Genomic DNA, 15,718 nt, shown 5'->3' with positions numbered 1-15,718 from the left:
TCGCATGGAAAAAAATCTTTTCAGAAAAGAAATAGCCGAAATGAGGGCTTACATTCCGGGAAAGCCTATTGAAGACGTAAAAAGGGAGCTTGGAATAGATGACATAGTAAAGCTTGCTTCGAACGAGAACCCGCTTGGGCCCTCTCCAAAGGCCGTAGAGGCGATAAGGGAGATGGCTTACAATATAAACATATACCCAGACGGAGCTGCAAGGAGCCTGAGGGAAGACATAGCTGGAATGTACGAAGTGGACGCGGACCAGATATTCGTGGGAAACGGCGGGGAAGAGATACTAAAGCTCATAACAGGACTTTTCATAAACCCGGGTGACGAGGCCATAATGGCTGACCCTACTTTTTCGCTTTATGAAAGTGGAGTCGTTCACATGGGAGGAACTGCAGTAAAGCTTCCGCTCAAGGACCACAAGCACGACTTCGAAGGCTTCGTATCAAGGGTTAACGACAGGACAAAGCTCATATTCGTGTGCAACCCAAACAACCCTACAGGAAACATAATGACGAGCGACGAGATAGAATACCTTGCAAAGAGCATTCCGGAGCACGTGGTGCTTGTGCTTGACGAGGCGTACTACGAATACGCAAAGAGAAACAGGAACTACCCTGAAAGCATAGACATACTGAGGAAAAGGCCTAATACAATAATACTTAGGACTTTCTCGAAGGTCGCAGGCCTTGCGGGAGTCAGAATGGGATACGCACTGACTTCTAAGGATATAGCCGCAGAAGTCGGAAAGATAAGGGGCGTGTTCAGCGTGAACCTTCTTGCGCAGGCTGCTGGAAGGGCTGCAATAAAGGACCAGGAGCACATAGAAAAGACAGTGGACCTCAACTATGAGAGCATGGACATGATGGAAAGATTCTTCGAGGACAACAACATGGAGTATATAAAGTCAAACGCCAATTTCGTGTTTGCAAATGTTGGAATGGACTCGAAAGATGTATTCCAGAAGCTTCAGCAAAGAGGAATAATAATAAGACCAGGATTCCTATGGAATATGGACACTTGGCTTAGAGTCAGCACTGGAACTCTTGAGCAGACTCAGATTTTCGTGAGCGCAATGGAAGACATATTAAAGGAGAAGTAAAAAGGCATGTGATGTATAAACCAGCTGGACTGTTTCATACAATTACATGCGCTCTTCCGACAGTTAATATTATTTCTAATTTATATATAATGATATAATGTATATTGGCGGGGCGAAGGCTCTGCCGTCAAAACCGCCTCGGCTGAACATATATGCCGGGGTTTTGGTGCAAAAAATGCTGGGAGGTTATATTTTGAAAAAGGGAGATTTTCTATGGGTTGGAGCCCTTGCGGCTGCAGTGCTTTTTCTGGTGATGCCTGCGACTCACGATGTATTCATCGCTTTTACGTCGGTTCACCCGTTCATAAGCGGATTCATTAAATTTTTCATACTTGCGACTATGGGAGAGCTTTTGGCAATAAGGATAGTCACTACGGAGTGGAATGTTCCAAAGGGAGTAGTGTACAGGGGCGCAATATGGGGCCTGCTTGGAATGGTAATAGTTCTTATATTCAGCGTGTTCGCATCTGGAATAAAGGCTGCTATGGGAAGCGGGCTTCTTCCGGGAGGAGAGTCCAAGCTGCTGTTTGCTTTCTTTGTAAGCTCTGTAATGAACCTTACTTTCGCGCCTACAATGATGGCGTTCCACAGGGTTACGGACACGATAATAGACTTGAGCTATGAAAAGGGACAGATGGCGCCTATTGGAGAGGTGCTTTCTAGGATAGACTGGAAGGGGTTCATATCGTTTGCGATAATAAAGACCATTCCGATATTCTGGATACCGGCGCACACAATAACTTTCATGCTTCCGCCTGAATACAGGGTGCTTATGGCGGCAATGCTTTCAATAGCTCTTGGAGCTATACTTGCGTTTGCAAAGAAGAAGGCGCAGGAAGCGTAAAACAAAAAATTGGCAATTAAGAGATAAAAGAGATAAGATTAAAAAACAGAAGAGTAGTAAAAAGATGAACCCGCCAATTAGGCGGGTTCTTTGTCATTCTCCTAGGCCTCGTTCAAATCGCTGAATCGTTCCTGAAGTTCCTTTAAATTCTTAAAGCGTCCTTTTCGTATATCCTTGTCCAATTTTCTTTTCTTGAAGGATATGAAAAGCTGGTCAAGGTCATACCCATCCGGATACAGCACTTCCATTCTCTTGTCAAGAGTCACCCTTTTTTCGTTAACCTCGTCATATTTGCCGTCCCTGAATACTACTACCGTGTGTTCGTCGATTTTATGCTCGAATACCAGGCTGTGGTTTCCAGTCTCATTTAATATAATCCGGTCGCCCTTATTGTAAATAATCCTGTTAGGGTCGGACTCCGTATTGGCATTCTTGATTTCAGCCACTCGGCTTTTTTTTTTGGAAAACTTGGTTATCTTCCTTGCCGTTACTATTTCATGGGTTTCGTTGATTTTTTTGACTCTTTCGATAATCTTGTCGGAAAGCCCCAGTTCCTTTGAAATCCAAAGGGCGTTAATCTCACCTGCCACACCTATCAGCAATTTGTAAAGGGGCTTTAATGTTTTCCTGTCAAAATCCATTGAGGCGTTTAAAAAACCCTCGTGCATTTCGCTGTATTCCTTTATCTTGCTGTAATGGGTGCTTGACAGTGTGATTGCCCCGCGGTTGTATATTTCCTCCAATATGGCAATTCCAAGCGCTGCACCGTCTTTGGGGTCCGTCCCTGTTCCGATTTCATCAATCAACACCAATGTTCTTCTTGAAGACTTGTTTACTATGTCAACAAGCGATTTCATGTGTCCTGAGAACGTCGACAGTGACTGATCTATGCTTTGTAAATCTCCAATGTCAACAAGTATTTTATTGAATATTGATATGCTGCTGCCTTTTCCGACTGGAGGGAGTATTCCACTTTGGGTCATCAGCGCCATAAGTCCCACTGTCTTTAGAGTTATTGTCTTGCCGCCGGTATTCGGTCCTGTTATGATTAGGGTCCTGCAGTTAGTCCCGATTGTTATGTCAAGCGGAACAGCCTCATTTCTCAGCATGGGATGCCTCGCTTTTTTCAGGTCGATAACTTCATCATCCCTTATATCTATTTCATTGAGAAGTTCATCCGGGTGAAGAAACATTCCCTTTTCAATTTTTTTGATGAACGGGGTTATATCGTTGATTCCGCCAAGGCTTATTCCAGTTCCTTCCCTCAGAATGGTTACAGCTTCCCTTATTTCATCATATTTGTCAAATATAATCTTGGGATTGGTGTTTGGCATCATTTCATCAGCCAATTTCTTTACCAAATTGCTTGCTGCATATGTTTTGATTTTTTCTCTAATGTCATTGTAACCTAATGATCATAGGCCTGAGAGACTGGCCTTTGGCATGATTTTTCAATTAACTTTTTCTTACACATCTCCACCGGAGAAATCATCAATTTCAAGTGGAACAACTTGCTTCAATATTCAAATTATCATTTTCGGAATTGGCTATCATGCCACCCTTTAACGAACATGCATTGTACCCCAGAGATTTCAAAATCCCGACTGCTTGACCTGCACTTTGGCCTGAATAGCAAATTACGATGATTTTTTCTTCCTTGCTAAAGACATCATCTTCAATAAATTCTCCAATCTCACTCCATTCTGCATGAAAGGCACCTTTTATATGCCCTTTACTGTAGTCTTCTTTTTTACGAATATCCAACATGAAAATCTCATCTTTTTCTTCAATCCTTTTAAGCAAATCATCCAACGTGATCAAATTATTTGATCCACATTTAAGTTCGTTGAAATACTTCTGAACTTCATGTGTCAATTGCGCCATATTTCCATCCTCCTTCGTTTTGTTCCAAACAGACTATATCATTGAATACCCCTTGTTATACAAAAAAATGAAGGGTGAAATTCACCCTCTCAGTGTAAACGGACGTCTAGTCTTCAATTTCTTTTTTTATCTGGCTGAGTCTTTCTTCCAGCATTTCCTGTTCCCTGCTGAGCATTTCTTTTCTTGAACTATCGGCCATCTGCCTGCCCGCTCCATATCTTCCGGAGCATCTTTTGCATCCAAAACCAGATTTCATACCTGCTCTCATGCCCATTCTTTTTCCTGATCCCGGGATGAAATCTACATCATCATTGTATGTCTTGCAAACTCCCATCATTCTTCCCGACATGCTTCCATTGCCTTGAGGGCCTGTCCCGTCTTTTCTTGGCATATTAAAAGCCTCCCTTTGTCATAGTTTTTGGCATATGCTACTTTCACTTACTACACTACTCCTACTTTTGGCATATGTCAATAACTTCGTCGCAAACAATAATTTTTACCATTGGCGCCAATGGTTTTAGAAAAGAATAAGCTTTGGAATTACTTGATTACAGAGTCTAAAAAGGGTCAACTGCGCCTTTGCCTGCAAACAGACTGCTCAGCCAATAATATGCAAAAGCCTGAACCGAAATAAATCGGTCAGGCTTTTGCAGTTTTCAAACTATCTATTCAAGCCATTTCCCTCGGATCAAATCCTTTGCTTCCCTGGTCAAAGGAATCAAGTCAGTCTTATCCAGATAGCTTATGTCAAATTTTCTGTTCAGTGCAGCAAAATGCTTCAATCCAAATGCGATTTTATTGAGGTATGAAAAAACTCCTATGGCACCCAGTGAAAAACAATTTGCATCTTTTCCATACAGGGTCCTTAACTCCGCCAGATCCCCATAAATCTCTTCGACTGTGCTTCCGTATTGTTTAAGGTTTTCCGGCACATTGCCATCCTGAATCATTTCCCCGATTTTTTTTCCGCTCATTGCCGCAGCCATTGCCGCACGGCCAATACCAACAGCAGTCACATCACCGTCTCCATAAGACAGCGCTTTGAACACCTGGTCTTCTGAAGCAATTCCGCCTGTAACAGCTACGGCTGGAATCCAGATCTCTTCTTCTTTCATCCTTTGTATAATCCTGCAGACTTCATCCTCAATTACGACAGTAGGCAGACACCATTCGTTCATCATCTTGCACGGGCTGTATCCGCTTCCGCCTCCCGCTCCGTCAAATGTAATCATGTCCACACCGGCCTTGCTTGCCATTCTAAGTACCTTATCCAAATCCGAAGGGTCATATCCGGCCATTTTAAAATATATGTTCTTGGCGCCCATTTCCCTGAGTTCTGCAATGCGCTCTACCATATAGTCGTCTTCCCAAAGTGGCAGTCTTCCATAGCTGTAAAAATTAGGGCATACCCCTTCTTCATACGCCTTTATCACATTCGGGTCACTTGGATTCGGATGTACAAGTATCCCCATTTCCTGCTTCTTAAGCGCATCGTCCCTGTCTTTAAGGCGTCTTGCAGGCTGCGTTCCCTTTGCAGCCTGCCCGAATTTGAATTCAATGGCTTCAGCGCCATGCTCATTTATGGCATATTCCGGAAGTCCAAGCATGTCGTCCTCGACATTGCACTGAAGTATGATCTGCCCATAGCCGCGGTAATATTTCCTGAAGGCATCCAGCATGTTTTGTAATTTAGGAAAATGGACAATCTTTCCGTCTTTTATCTGCAGATCAGGGTCCTTGTCCCTCGCTTCCTCCCCTATTACACAGCAGGCTCCAGCCATGGCCGCTCCCGCAAAATAGTCCTCCCAGTTCATTTTGATGAGCGCAGGCAAAATAACCGGAATGGCCAACTTCACAGTATTGCATTTTCCAAATTCCTGTTCCAGATGCACATTGAAAATATTGGCTTCATCGTATGTCGCATTTGCACCAATCGCGCCGAAGACACGGCCGTTGATGTTAAAATGGGAATAGTCGATAGGGTAGTCCTTCTCTGAAGCCACCTGGTTGCTACCAGTAGTGGTCGGATATACGGCTTGGGCTCCAAGTACCGCTGAAAGCCCGATTTCACAAGTTCCAAGGCAGTCCTCCGTGCAGAAAGAACACATTCCCGACTGCGGTGAAAGCTTGTTGCTTCGGTTCTTCGTGTTGTTGAAAGCAGATGATAATGCTGGTGAATAAGTCATGATATTTCCCCCTTTCAGTTTTTAAAAAATCAACGCATAAAATGAAAAGCAAACTGGTCCTTACAGTAGTATTCTACCACTTGTTTACATAAATGAGTATGAAATACACTAAAGAGCAACATGTACATAGTGTGTAGATGTTAAGGGATGCGACCAAGAGTCTTTCTCGCAAAAAGAAAAAAATTGCCATATTTGACAAAGTGTGATATTCTTAATAAGAAGTCTTAATTAAAGTTTGTAGGGAATATTTGAATTTAAAAATAAAATAGAATGATACCGATATTAATCGTATTAACTCTAAATTTTTAAGTTGATTTACTTTGTACGAAATGTTTTAAGAAAATAAAATTTGGAGGTAGCGATTATGAATAACGGTACAGTGAAATGGTTTAACGCAGAAAAGGGATTTGGTTTTATAACAGGAGAAGACGGAGTAGATGTTTTTGCACACTTCTCTCAAATTCAAAAAGACGGTTTTAAAACACTAGAAGAAGGCGAAAGAGTTTCTTTTGATGTAGCTCAAGGAGCAAAAGGACTACAAGCTGAGAATATAGTAAGCCTATAATCTTATATAGCATATTAAGGACATGGAGATAAACTTCATGTCCTTTTTTAGTGCGCCCAGCATGGGAGTAATCTAACGGGTGCGAATTCCGAGCACGGGTTGATAGTGCCAGTGTATAAGAGCTTGTTTGGCGCAAGCTGTATAGACATAATCCATATAAAAAATTGCAGTCAAAAAATAAATAAAAGTATATGGGGTATAATATAATTATTCAAGCTTGTTGATTGCATTAGGCATAGGGATATTGTAAATATTCAAATAATCGATAGAGAAAAAGACATATTTCATAGGGGAGGATTCGGTATGGGCTTGCCGGAAAAACTTATATACGAAATCAAGAGGAAAAACGTGATACTTTTTGTTGGAGCGGGTGTTTCTAATAACTTGGGGCTTCCGCTGTTTGACAATTTGATAAGGCAGATTGGTGAGAAGCTCGGGTATGACCCGGATGAATTTGAATCATATGGAAGATACAGGGAATTGGCAGAATACTATGAAATTGAGAACAATGGAATAAATGACCTTGTGAAATGGATGGACGAGGAGTGGCATAGGAATTCAATTTCACTCAAGGATTCCAAGGTACATAAGCTTATATTCGATTTGGATTTTCCCATAATCTATACGACAAATTATGACAGGTGGCTTGAAAAAACTTATGACAGCTATGGAAGAGAGTACAGAAAAATAGTCAAAGTTGAGGATTTGGTCAGCCTGGGAAATGAAAGTACACAGATAATAAAATTCCACGGCGACTTTTCAGAAGAAAATTCGATAGTTCTGACTGAATCCAGCTATTTTGAGCGATTGGACTTCGAGACGCCTCTGGATATAAAGCTGCGCTCTGATATTCTGGGCAAGACAATACTGTTTATAGGGTACAGTCTGAATGATGTGAATCTGAGATATCTTATATTCAAGCTGAACAAGCTTTGGGAGAACAGCAAGCACCTTGACAGGAGGCTGAGCCCATACATATTCTTGGCAAAGCCGAATCCGGTGCAGCAGAAAATCTTTCAAAAAAGGGGAATAGAGGTCGTAGTTTCAAAACAGGAAAGAGAAGAAGACGGGCTGCTGCAGTTTCTTTCTGAGCTTCTTGAAAAAAGCTCAGAAAAACAAAATTAGCAGAGCTGAAAAATATTAAAATGAATGATTTGTTGATTGATTTTAATGCTTAAAGCAAACAACCCGCCTATCAGGCGGGTTATTTGCGTAACTGTTCAAATCGACTATTTCCAGAAGAGCTATTTTATAAAGTTTACTGTGCCGCCTCTTCTTGGCGGCGCCTCTGGGGTGGAGTCGGTATATCCCATTGCTATTGCGTAATAGGGCTTGTAGCCTTCTGGTATTTCGAGTTTTTTGGCGTATTCCATTCCGCTGTTACTGTTGAAAAGGAATGCGGCTATACCGTTCCAGCAGCTTCCTATAGTGAGGGATCTGGCTGCTATCAGCATGTTCTCAGTTGCGGCTACGCAGTCAATCAGAGGCATCATGGCCTTTTCTTCGCCTGAAACCACTATGACCGTGGGGGCGCCATAGAATATGTCCACGTCCTCGTCGAAAACCAGCTGCTTTATGGCCTCGTCCTGAGAGAGTTCTTTTGCTGCTTCTTTTGCGGACTTGTTCAAGTCTGCTATGGCGTCTTTGTTTTGGATCACTGTGAAATGCCATGACTGTTCATTATGGGCGCTTGGAGCGTATATTGCAGCCTCAAGTATGGTGTTTAGTTCCTTGTCATTTATCTGCTCAGGCAAGTACTTTCTTATAGCTCTTCTGCTTTTTATGGTTTCTATAACGCTGTTCAATCCATCCACCTCCGAAGTTTTACTGTGTACATTTTGTATATACCTGTTTGAATGGACTATTAAACTGCATTGTCATAAGGAAAAGACCAAGAGATCAATCTTGGTCTTTAAATATTTCAATATCCTGTTTTCTGACAAAAGTTCCAACCGCGTTTGGATTTCCCCTGTAGTATTCTACTGTTTCTTCGTCCAGTTCGAAATCAGAAAGAGGCCTGCATGATTTCATTACGCTGCCGTTTTTGGATTTAAGGCAGCTTATGCCTTGGGTGGTCCTGGACACCTTGGCGCTTATGTCTGATGTGCTTATTATAAGCGTCTTGTCTATGCTGCTTTGGATGAGAAGGTCTATGTCCTCTTCAATGTGGAGCATGGATATAATGTTGCTGTCCGTATTGTAGGCCTTGAGCAGTTTTTGCCTGTTCTGCTTTGTCTGGTAGGCGGACATGTCTATTTTTGCTAGCTTGCCGTTTTCAAATGATATGAGCAGATATCCCTTGTAATCCTGAGTGGTAGTCATGTATATCATGCTTTCGTCCTCATCCAGCCCGAGCGCAGGGGGCAGGTAGGAGCCGAGCTGCGAAGGCTTGTGAGTTTCCATTTCGTGCATTTTAAGCTTGTATACGCTGCCTTTGCTTGAATACAGCAGTATGTCCGACTTGTTGGTCGAATTGGATGTGCTTAGCACCTCGTCGCCGTCTTTTAGCTTTTGTCCGTCTATATTTCTAAGCAGCTTCTTGAAATAACCTTCTTTTGTGAAAAGTGCCGTACAGTTGTAGTCTTCTATGATTATATCCTCTTGTATTTCAGGTATATCGCTGCCGCGCACTATTTCTGTCCTTCTTGGCGATCCGTATTGCTTGGCTACATGCTTAAGCTGGGATATTATTATCTCGTCTATTTTGCCCGGATCATCAAGTGTGTTTTGAAGGCTTTCGAGTTCGTTTTCGTGATTTTCTATATCCGATATTTTCCTGGATATATATGACCTGTTAAGGTTTTTAAGCCTCAGATTGGCTATGTGCTCGGCCTGCATCTGCTCTATTTCAAAGGCGGCCATAAGACCTTTTACGGTATCCTCGTCCGTATCCGACTGCTTAATTATGTCTATTGTCTTGTCTATGTTCAGAAGTATTTTCTCCATGCCTTTTAGTATGTGAAGCTTGCCTGATATCTCCCTTATGTTGAATCTTGTGGTGTTTGTGATGCATATTCTTCTGAATTTAAGCCACTCGTCGAATATGGACTTTATCCCCATGACTTTGGGCTTGTTTTCAAGCGTGAGTATGTTCATGTTGCATGAAAAGCTGTCCTCTAGCGGTGTCAGCTTGTACAGCTTTTGCATTACATTCTCGAAGTTGCTGCCTCTTTTAAGGTCTATTGTTATCTTAAGGCCTTTCTTGTCGCTTTCGTCCCTTATGTCGGATATCTCGCGCAGTCTGCTGGTTTTGACCAGTGATATGATTTTTTCTATTACGGCTTCGATTGTGGTTGTATATGGGATTTCGTATATGTCTATGCAGTTGCTTTTCTTGTCGTATTCATATTTGGCCCTGAGCTTAAAGCTTCCTCTTCCGGTTTTGTATATCTTTCTCATGGAAGCTTCGTCGAACACCAATTGTCCGCCGGTTGAAAAGTCAGGCTTTGCGAAGTCCATTATGTCAACGTTCTCGTTCTTGATGTACGCTATTACGGCGCTGCATATCTCATTGAGGTTGAATGAAGGTATCGAGCAGGCCATTCCCACCGCAATCCCTATTGTAGGATTGGTGAGTATGTTGGGGTATGTCGTGGGCAACATCACAGGCTCTTTGGTAGTATTGTCGTAGTTGTCTATGAAGGCTACAGCATCCTTGTCGATGTCCTTGAAAACCTCCTTGCATATGTCTTCGAGCTTGACTTCTGTATATCTCGATGCCGCATAGGCCATGTCCCTCGAGTAAACCTTTCCAAAGTTGCCCTTGCTGTCTACAAACGGCACAAGAAGGCTTTCATTGTCCCTTGACATCCTGACCATTGTTTCGTATATGGAAGCATCGCCGTGAGGAAGTAGCTTCATTGTCTGGCCTACTGCGTTTGCCGACTTGGTCCGTATCTTGTTTATAAGCCCCATCTTGTACATTGTGTAAAGAATCCTCTTGTGGGAGGGCTTGAATCCGTCTATTGTAGGTATCGCCCTGCTGAGTATCACGGACATCGCGTAGGGCATGTAATTTTCTTTTATGGTATCTATTATGGGCTGCCTCATTACATCACCTCGCTGTAGTCTATATATTTGTGGCCGTGCTCTTCTATGAAGCGCTTCCTGCCCTCTATGTCGTCGCCCATGAACACGTCCATGTCCGCCGTTATGCTTTCAATGTCGTTCATTGAAACCTGTATGAGCTTTCTGTTTTCAGGGTTAAGCGTAGTTTCCCACATCATATCCCCTGTGTTCTCGCCAAGACCCTTCGACCTTTGTACGGTGTAAGGCCTGTCCTTCAGCTTGCCGAGTATTCTGTCCTTTTCCTTGTCGCTGTATGCGTAGTATGTCTTGCGCTTGGTGTTGATCTCAAACAGAGGCGTCTCGGCGATGTACAGCTTGCCTTCTTTTATAAGTGTGGGCGCGAGCCTGTAAAACATGGTTATTACAAGGCACCTTATCTGCATCCCGTCCTTGTCCGAGTCCGTCAGTATTATGATGTTGTTGAAGTTCAAATTGTCCATGTTGAAAGACGATATGCCGTTCATGCCCTTCACCTTGACCTCAGCGCCGCAGCCTAGGACCTTGAGAAGGTCGGTTATTATCTCGCTCTTGAATATCTTGGAGTAGTCGGACTTGAGGCAGTTTAGTATCTTACCCCTTATGGGCATTATGGCCTGGAAGTTGGAGTCCCTTCCCATTTTGCATGAGCCGAGAGCTGAAAGCCCCTCCACTATGAAAAGCTCTCTCTTGCCCATGTCCTTGGTCCTGCAGTCCACGAAATTCTTGGGCTTGTCGCCGAAAGACATCTTTCCGCTTAGCTTCTTTTTTATGTCCAGCCTTGTCTTTTCGGCTTTGCACCTCGCCCTTGAGTTGTTTAGAACCTGGGAGCATATCCTGCCAGCCTCCATGGGATTTTCAGTGAAGTATATTTCAAGCTCATGCTTCAATGACCCTGTGACGAACTCCTTTATGAACCTGTTGTTTATGCTTTTTTTGGTCTGGTTCTCGTAGCTCGTCCTTGTGGAAAAGCTCGATATGACGTATATAAAACTGTCCTGTACGTCTGCGAACTTTATCTTCTTGTCGCCCTTGTTGTATAGCTTGTTTTTGTTTAGGAAATCGTGTATGCTGCTTATAAAAGCCGTGGATATGGCATCTGCAGTGGAGCCGCCGTTCGTAAGCTCCGAGCTGTTGTGGAAGCACTCCTGCCTTGTGATCTCGTTGTTGAAAGTGAACACCATCTCGTATCTTGCATCGTATTCAGGCTTGTCGGCCCTGTCTTTCCCCTTGCCGCTGTCTGAAAAGCTTATTATGTCGCTTATGCCTTTTCCGCTTGAAACCTCTTTTACATAGTCGTATATGCCGTTTGGATAGTGGTAGCGAATCTTTGTATCTGCGGTTTCATCCACAAATTCCAATGCAAGCCCCTTGTTTATGTATGCCTGCTTTTTCAATGTCTCCACTATCCAGTCCGAAGGTATGTCTATGTCTGTGAATACATCCATATCCGGCTTGTAGTGTATTGTCGTGCCTGTTCTGGAGCTTTTACCGCTTTGCACGCTTATTACCCTGAGGCCTTCATCCTCTGTAAATGTCATGTCGCTGTCTTCTTTTACAAATTCTCCGCTGTCCTTGTCCACAGGCCTGCCCTGCCTGAAGCTGGCGGAATATGTCTTGCCTTTTTTGCATGATGTCACGTTCATGAATTCCGACGAATACTGAGTCGCGCAAAGGCCAAGTCCGTTAAGGCCCAGCGCCTCTGAATCGTCATTGTAGTTGGACCCTGCGTAAAGGGTCCTCAGGGTCAGCTCCCAGTCGTAGGCATGCTCCTTTTCATTCCATGCCATTGGAAGCCCTCTGCCCTCGTCTATTATCGAATAGGACATGTCCTTATGCTTTACAACCTTTACAATTCCGCCATATCCTTTTTTGTGCTCATCTATTGAGTTTGACACCACTTCAAAAAGCGTGTGCTTCACCCCTTCTATGTCATCAGAGCCGAACATGACTCCGGCACGCTTTCTGACCTTGTCTGCGCCTTTAAGTCTTACTATTTCAGACATCTATATCAATTCCTTTCCTGCATGTTAAAAAATAAAAGTTTAAAATAATTCCCGCTTATTAAATTGCAGTAGATATTATACCATTATTTCAAAAAAAATGCGAACTACTGTTTGATATTTTTGCCGTTATATATTAAAAACACTTGCGTTTACAAAAAGGATAATAGAAATGGATATTAAAATAAGACAGGTTGAAATTGGGGATATAGCTCACATGCATTTAGTTTTTTTTCAGTCCCGCTCCACATAGGGGGATTATCACCTTGCCGGAGAGGCCGGCTTTATTTTCACTGTAGTAGCTTAAAAATCCTGCAAAAATCGCGGCAGTAGTGGGTTCCACGAAGAATCCTCTTTCAGCGAGGTATCTTCTAGTCTCGTCAATCTTGTTTTCTGGAGCGGTTATTATGTCGCGATATGTATCCCTAATGGCCTTGAGTATCTGATCTCATCTCATCGGCTCGGCGATGGCAATGCCCTCGGCCAGGGTTCCGGTGTTTGTCACGCTTTCAACAGAGGATTTGCCTTCTTTAAACGCCTTGTATATTGGAGCGCACCCCTCGGACTGAACGGCGATGATTCGAGGAAGCTTTTCTATCAGCCCTAATTCCAAAAGCTCATTAAAGCCGTAATAACAGCGCAGCAGAAGTGTGCCGTTTCCGACTGGAACCACTACCGTCGAAGAAATTTCTTATGCTAGATATGGAGTTTCTCAGCAGATATACATCGTAGTTCACGCACAGTGCCCCGATAACATCGCCTTTGGAGGTTCTGATAAGAGCTGTTGAAGACTTTATTTCTCTGCCGTCGGCAGTGACCGTCAAGTAATTTGCGGCGAAGTCACCTTCAAAATTTCTTGAGAGCAAAACCTGCTTGACCAGGTGTTCGAAGGGCTCACCGACTTTTCTTCCGGTTACATGATTGTTGAGAGTATATACATATAAAAATTATATAAAAATCAAGATGGGTTATAGAAATATATAGCGGATGGAGAATGAATTTGAATGATAAAGTCCTGGATTTTAGGAGATTTTTTCTTTATAAAAAAAAAGCATGGTATAATTTATATAAGTGGGTATGAGACTTTGCAGTAAAGCCAATGGGGTTAAGCCTTGCCAAAGTGTCAATCGCAGTTTTAGAAAGAATTTTACATATAGATTTTAAAATCGCATTTTTAACTTATATTGTTAATAAAAAGACATAGGGGGATGGTACATGAGAAGCTTGAAGAAAAAAATTATGCTGCCTGTGATTTTAGTAGCCAGCATAGGATTATTATCTTTAGCATTAATGGCATATACGGTTTCCAAAAGAATAATTATTAATCATGTCGAAGCAATAGCTGAAGAGAAAGTGGCGAAACTGGTAGTAAATGTTGAAAATGAATTTGAGCATTGGAAAGAGGAGATGGAAAAAATATCCGCTATGAATGCCGCGCAAGAGCTGGATTATAATGCTGTATTCAAGTATGTAGAGGGTCATAGGAAGTTTTTTGAGGAATATGAAATAGTTTTAATATCTGATACGGATGGCAACTATGAAGCGACAAATGGAGTATCGGGCAATATTTCTGATAGGGATTATTTTCATAAAACCCTGGAAGGGCAAACCGTCATATCGGATCCCAAGATATCCAAATCTACAGGAAATCCTATTATTGTGGTTTCAGCCCCGATAAGAGATGATGAGGGTAATATTATTGGATTGTCAGCAGGGACTGTAAATTTATCTGTAATCACAGATATTATAAATGATGAGAAATTTGGAAACTATGGATATGCATATATGTTCGATTCACATGGGGCAACAGTCGCACATCCAACGGAGTATGACTTGTTCAAAAATTCCAGTGATGATTTGAAAAATATCATCATAAAGATGATAAGTGGTGAAGAGGGAACGGGGTATTATTTTTATAATGGTGAAAAAAAAATAGTTTCATTTAAGCCGGTTAAATCCACTGGATGGTCAATAGGGATGTCCGCCTATTATGATGAGATGACTAAAAGCATAGAACGGTTAAAACTACATGTTTTTATTATATCGATTTTAACAGTAATATTGATTGGCGGAGTGTTATATTTTCTAACAAATGCATGTGTTAAACCCATTAATAAGTTAAAAGAATGTATGGAAGTGGCCGCAAATGGAGATCTTACAGTTCAATCTGACATAAAGAGTGATGATGAAATAGGAGTTTTATCAAATAGTTTCAATACCCTTATAAACGAAAATAAAAGACTGTTGGAAGAAGCTATTGAATACGACAAGTTAAAGACTGAATTTTTTTCAAACATATCTCATGAACTGCGAACACCTTTAAATATGATTTTTTCTACAATGCAGTTATTGTCTCTGCATATTGATAATGGAGAGTTGGACAGTGAGAAATTAAATAAACATATAAATAGAGTAAATCAAAATTCCTATAGATTATTGAGGCTGGTTGATAATATAATTGACATTACAAAGATTGATTCGGGATTCAAAAGCTTGCACTTGCAAAATAGAAATATTGTTGAAGTTGTTGAGAATATAACATTATCAACTGTTGATTATGTGAAAAGCAAATCAAGGGAAATTATATTTGATACGGAGGTGGAAGAAAAGATTTTGGCATTTGACTCGGAGCAAATGGAAAGAATTATATTAAATCTTATCTCGAACGCAGTCAAGTTTACAAATCCGAATGATAAAATAGAAGTCAATATATATGATAAGAAGGAAAGCGTATGGATATCTGTAAAGGATACAGGCATAGGAATTTCAGAAGACAAACAGGAAATAATATTTGAAAGATTCAGGCAGGCGGATCCACTATATATCAGAGAAAATGAGGGAAGCGGAATAGGGCTGTCACTGGTTAAGTCCTTAGTTGAAATGCATGACGGCAACATCAGTGTCATAAGCAAATGTGGTGAAGGAACAGAATTTATAATTGAAATGCCTGTTAAACTGGTTTCGAAAGAGGAGAATGGCTCTTCCATAGAAGAATTCATGCCACAATGTAACATAGAAAAGATTAATATTGAATTTTCGGATATATATCCATAGAATAACAAGTGAAATGTTAAATAAGGATGGAGT

Annotated in this window: 13 protein-coding genes and 1 pseudogene; 5 read left to right on the top strand and 9 right to left on the bottom strand. The window is 41.7% G+C overall.

The window, feature by feature from the left end:
- The first annotated feature begins 4 nt into the window (after positions 1–4).
- Both hisC and BUQ87_RS10305 read left to right on the top strand, forming a co-directional pair.
- On the top strand, positions 5–1,105 hold the full coding sequence (hisC, locus tag BUQ87_RS10310; RefSeq protein ID WP_038263683.1) for a histidinol-phosphate transaminase: 1,101 nt from the start codon (positions 5–7) through the stop codon (positions 1,103–1,105).
- Positions 1,106–1,298: 193 nt separating this feature from the next.
- Complete coding sequence (locus tag BUQ87_RS10305; RefSeq protein WP_052636030.1) at positions 1,299–1,949, top strand: hypothetical protein; 651 nt, start codon at positions 1,299–1,301, stop codon at positions 1,947–1,949.
- Positions 1,950–2,050: 101 nt separating this feature from the next.
- On the opposite strand, the gene BUQ87_RS10300 is transcribed toward BUQ87_RS10305, so the two are convergent.
- The 4 genes from BUQ87_RS10300 to BUQ87_RS10285 form a co-directional block, all read right to left on the bottom strand.
- Entirely contained in the window at positions 2,051–3,310 is a 1,260-nt protein-coding gene (locus tag BUQ87_RS10300; protein WP_052636031.1) for a MutS-related protein, read from the bottom strand.
- A gap of 136 nt (positions 3,311–3,446) precedes the next feature.
- The gene (locus BUQ87_RS10295; protein WP_038263685.1) at positions 3,447–3,833 is read right to left on the bottom strand and encodes a rhodanese-like domain-containing protein; all 387 of its coding nucleotides are present in this window, start codon (positions 3,831–3,833) and stop codon (positions 3,447–3,449) included.
- A gap of 106 nt (positions 3,834–3,939) precedes the next feature.
- On the bottom strand, positions 3,940–4,224 hold the full coding sequence (locus BUQ87_RS10290) for a DUF5320 domain-containing protein (RefSeq protein WP_038263687.1): 285 nt from the start codon (positions 4,222–4,224) through the stop codon (positions 3,940–3,942).
- A gap of 274 nt (positions 4,225–4,498) precedes the next feature.
- Positions 4,499–6,019, bottom strand: coding sequence for a glutamate synthase-related protein (locus BUQ87_RS10285; RefSeq protein WP_038263689.1), 1,521 nt, complete (start codon positions 6,017–6,019; stop codon positions 4,499–4,501).
- 364 nt (positions 6,020–6,383) lie between these two features.
- Between BUQ87_RS10285 and BUQ87_RS10280 the strand changes: the two genes are divergently transcribed.
- Together BUQ87_RS10280 and BUQ87_RS10275 are read left to right on the top strand one after the other, a co-directional pair.
- Positions 6,384–6,584, top strand: coding sequence for a cold-shock protein (locus tag BUQ87_RS10280; RefSeq protein ID WP_038263692.1), 201 nt, complete (start codon positions 6,384–6,386; stop codon positions 6,582–6,584).
- 303 nt (positions 6,585–6,887) lie between these two features.
- Positions 6,888–7,709, top strand: a complete 822-nt coding sequence (locus BUQ87_RS10275) for an SIR2 family protein (protein WP_038263693.1) — start codon at positions 6,888–6,890, stop codon at positions 7,707–7,709.
- A gap of 119 nt (positions 7,710–7,828) precedes the next feature.
- Here the strand turns inward: BUQ87_RS10275 and BUQ87_RS10270 are convergent, their stop codons facing one another.
- The 5 genes and pseudogenes from BUQ87_RS10270 to BUQ87_RS15845 form a co-directional block, all read right to left on the bottom strand.
- A complete protein-coding gene (locus BUQ87_RS10270) occupies positions 7,829–8,389 on the bottom strand; it encodes a nitroreductase family protein (protein WP_038263696.1) in 561 nt (186 codons plus the stop codon).
- A gap of 94 nt (positions 8,390–8,483) precedes the next feature.
- Positions 8,484–10,634: a DNA gyrase/topoisomerase IV subunit A gene (locus BUQ87_RS10265; protein WP_038263698.1), complete on the bottom strand. Its 2,151-nt coding sequence runs from the start codon at positions 10,632–10,634 to the stop codon at positions 8,484–8,486.
- The gene (locus BUQ87_RS10260) at positions 10,634–12,634 is read right to left on the bottom strand and encodes a toprim domain-containing protein (protein ID WP_038263701.1); all 2,001 of its coding nucleotides are present in this window, start codon (positions 12,632–12,634) and stop codon (positions 10,634–10,636) included. The genes BUQ87_RS10265 and BUQ87_RS10260 overlap by 1 nt, the downstream gene beginning before the upstream one ends.
- A 445-nt stretch (positions 12,635–13,079) precedes the next feature.
- A complete protein-coding gene (locus BUQ87_RS10255) occupies positions 13,080–13,304 on the bottom strand; it encodes a PALP domain-containing protein (RefSeq protein ID WP_074210095.1) in 225 nt (74 codons plus the stop codon).
- Positions 13,252–13,551 (bottom strand): annotated as a pseudogene (locus BUQ87_RS15845) (PAS domain-containing protein); the annotation flags it as partial. The pseudogene BUQ87_RS15845 and the gene BUQ87_RS10255, both read right to left, overlap by 53 nt.
- 295 nt (positions 13,552–13,846) lie before the next feature.
- On the opposite strand from BUQ87_RS15845, the gene BUQ87_RS10245 reads away from it, so the two are divergent.
- Positions 13,847–15,685, top strand: a complete 1,839-nt coding sequence (locus BUQ87_RS10245; protein ID WP_074210094.1) for a HAMP domain-containing histidine kinase — start codon at positions 13,847–13,849, stop codon at positions 15,683–15,685.
- Positions 15,686–15,718: the final 33 nt, after the last annotated feature.

The sequence above is a fragment of the Peptoclostridium litorale DSM 5388 genome (assembly GCF_900141635.1).
GTDB classification, from domain to species: domain Bacteria; phylum Bacillota; class Clostridia; order Peptostreptococcales; family Peptostreptococcaceae; genus Peptoclostridium; species Peptoclostridium litorale.
Note: the sequence above shows the minus strand (reverse complement) of the source record. Positions and strands in the feature narration are given on the sequence as shown.

Coding starts and splice junctions, on each gene's coding strand:
- hisC (WP_038263683.1), top strand. CDS start 5: ATGGAAAAAAATCTTTTCAGAAAAGAAATAGCCGAAATGAGGGCTTAC.
- BUQ87_RS10295 (WP_038263685.1), bottom strand. CDS start 3,833: ATGGCGCAATTGACACATGAAGTTCAGAAGTATTTCAACGAACTTAAA.
- BUQ87_RS10290 (WP_038263687.1), bottom strand. CDS start 4,224: ATGCCAAGAAAAGACGGGACAGGCCCTCAAGGCAATGGAAGCATGTCG.
- BUQ87_RS10285 (WP_038263689.1), bottom strand. CDS start 6,019: ATGACTTATTCACCAGCATTATCATCTGCTTTCAACAACACGAAGAAC.
- BUQ87_RS10280 (WP_038263692.1), top strand. CDS start 6,384: ATGAATAACGGTACAGTGAAATGGTTTAACGCAGAAAAGGGATTTGGT.
- BUQ87_RS10275 (WP_038263693.1), top strand. CDS start 6,888: ATGGGCTTGCCGGAAAAACTTATATACGAAATCAAGAGGAAAAACGTG.
- BUQ87_RS10265 (WP_038263698.1), bottom strand. CDS start 10,634: ATGAGGCAGCCCATAATAGATACCATAAAAGAAAATTACATGCCCTAC.
- BUQ87_RS10260 (WP_038263701.1), bottom strand. CDS start 12,634: ATGTCTGAAATAGTAAGACTTAAAGGCGCAGACAAGGTCAGAAAGCGT.
- BUQ87_RS10245 (WP_074210094.1), top strand. CDS start 13,847: ATGAGAAGCTTGAAGAAAAAAATTATGCTGCCTGTGATTTTAGTAGCC.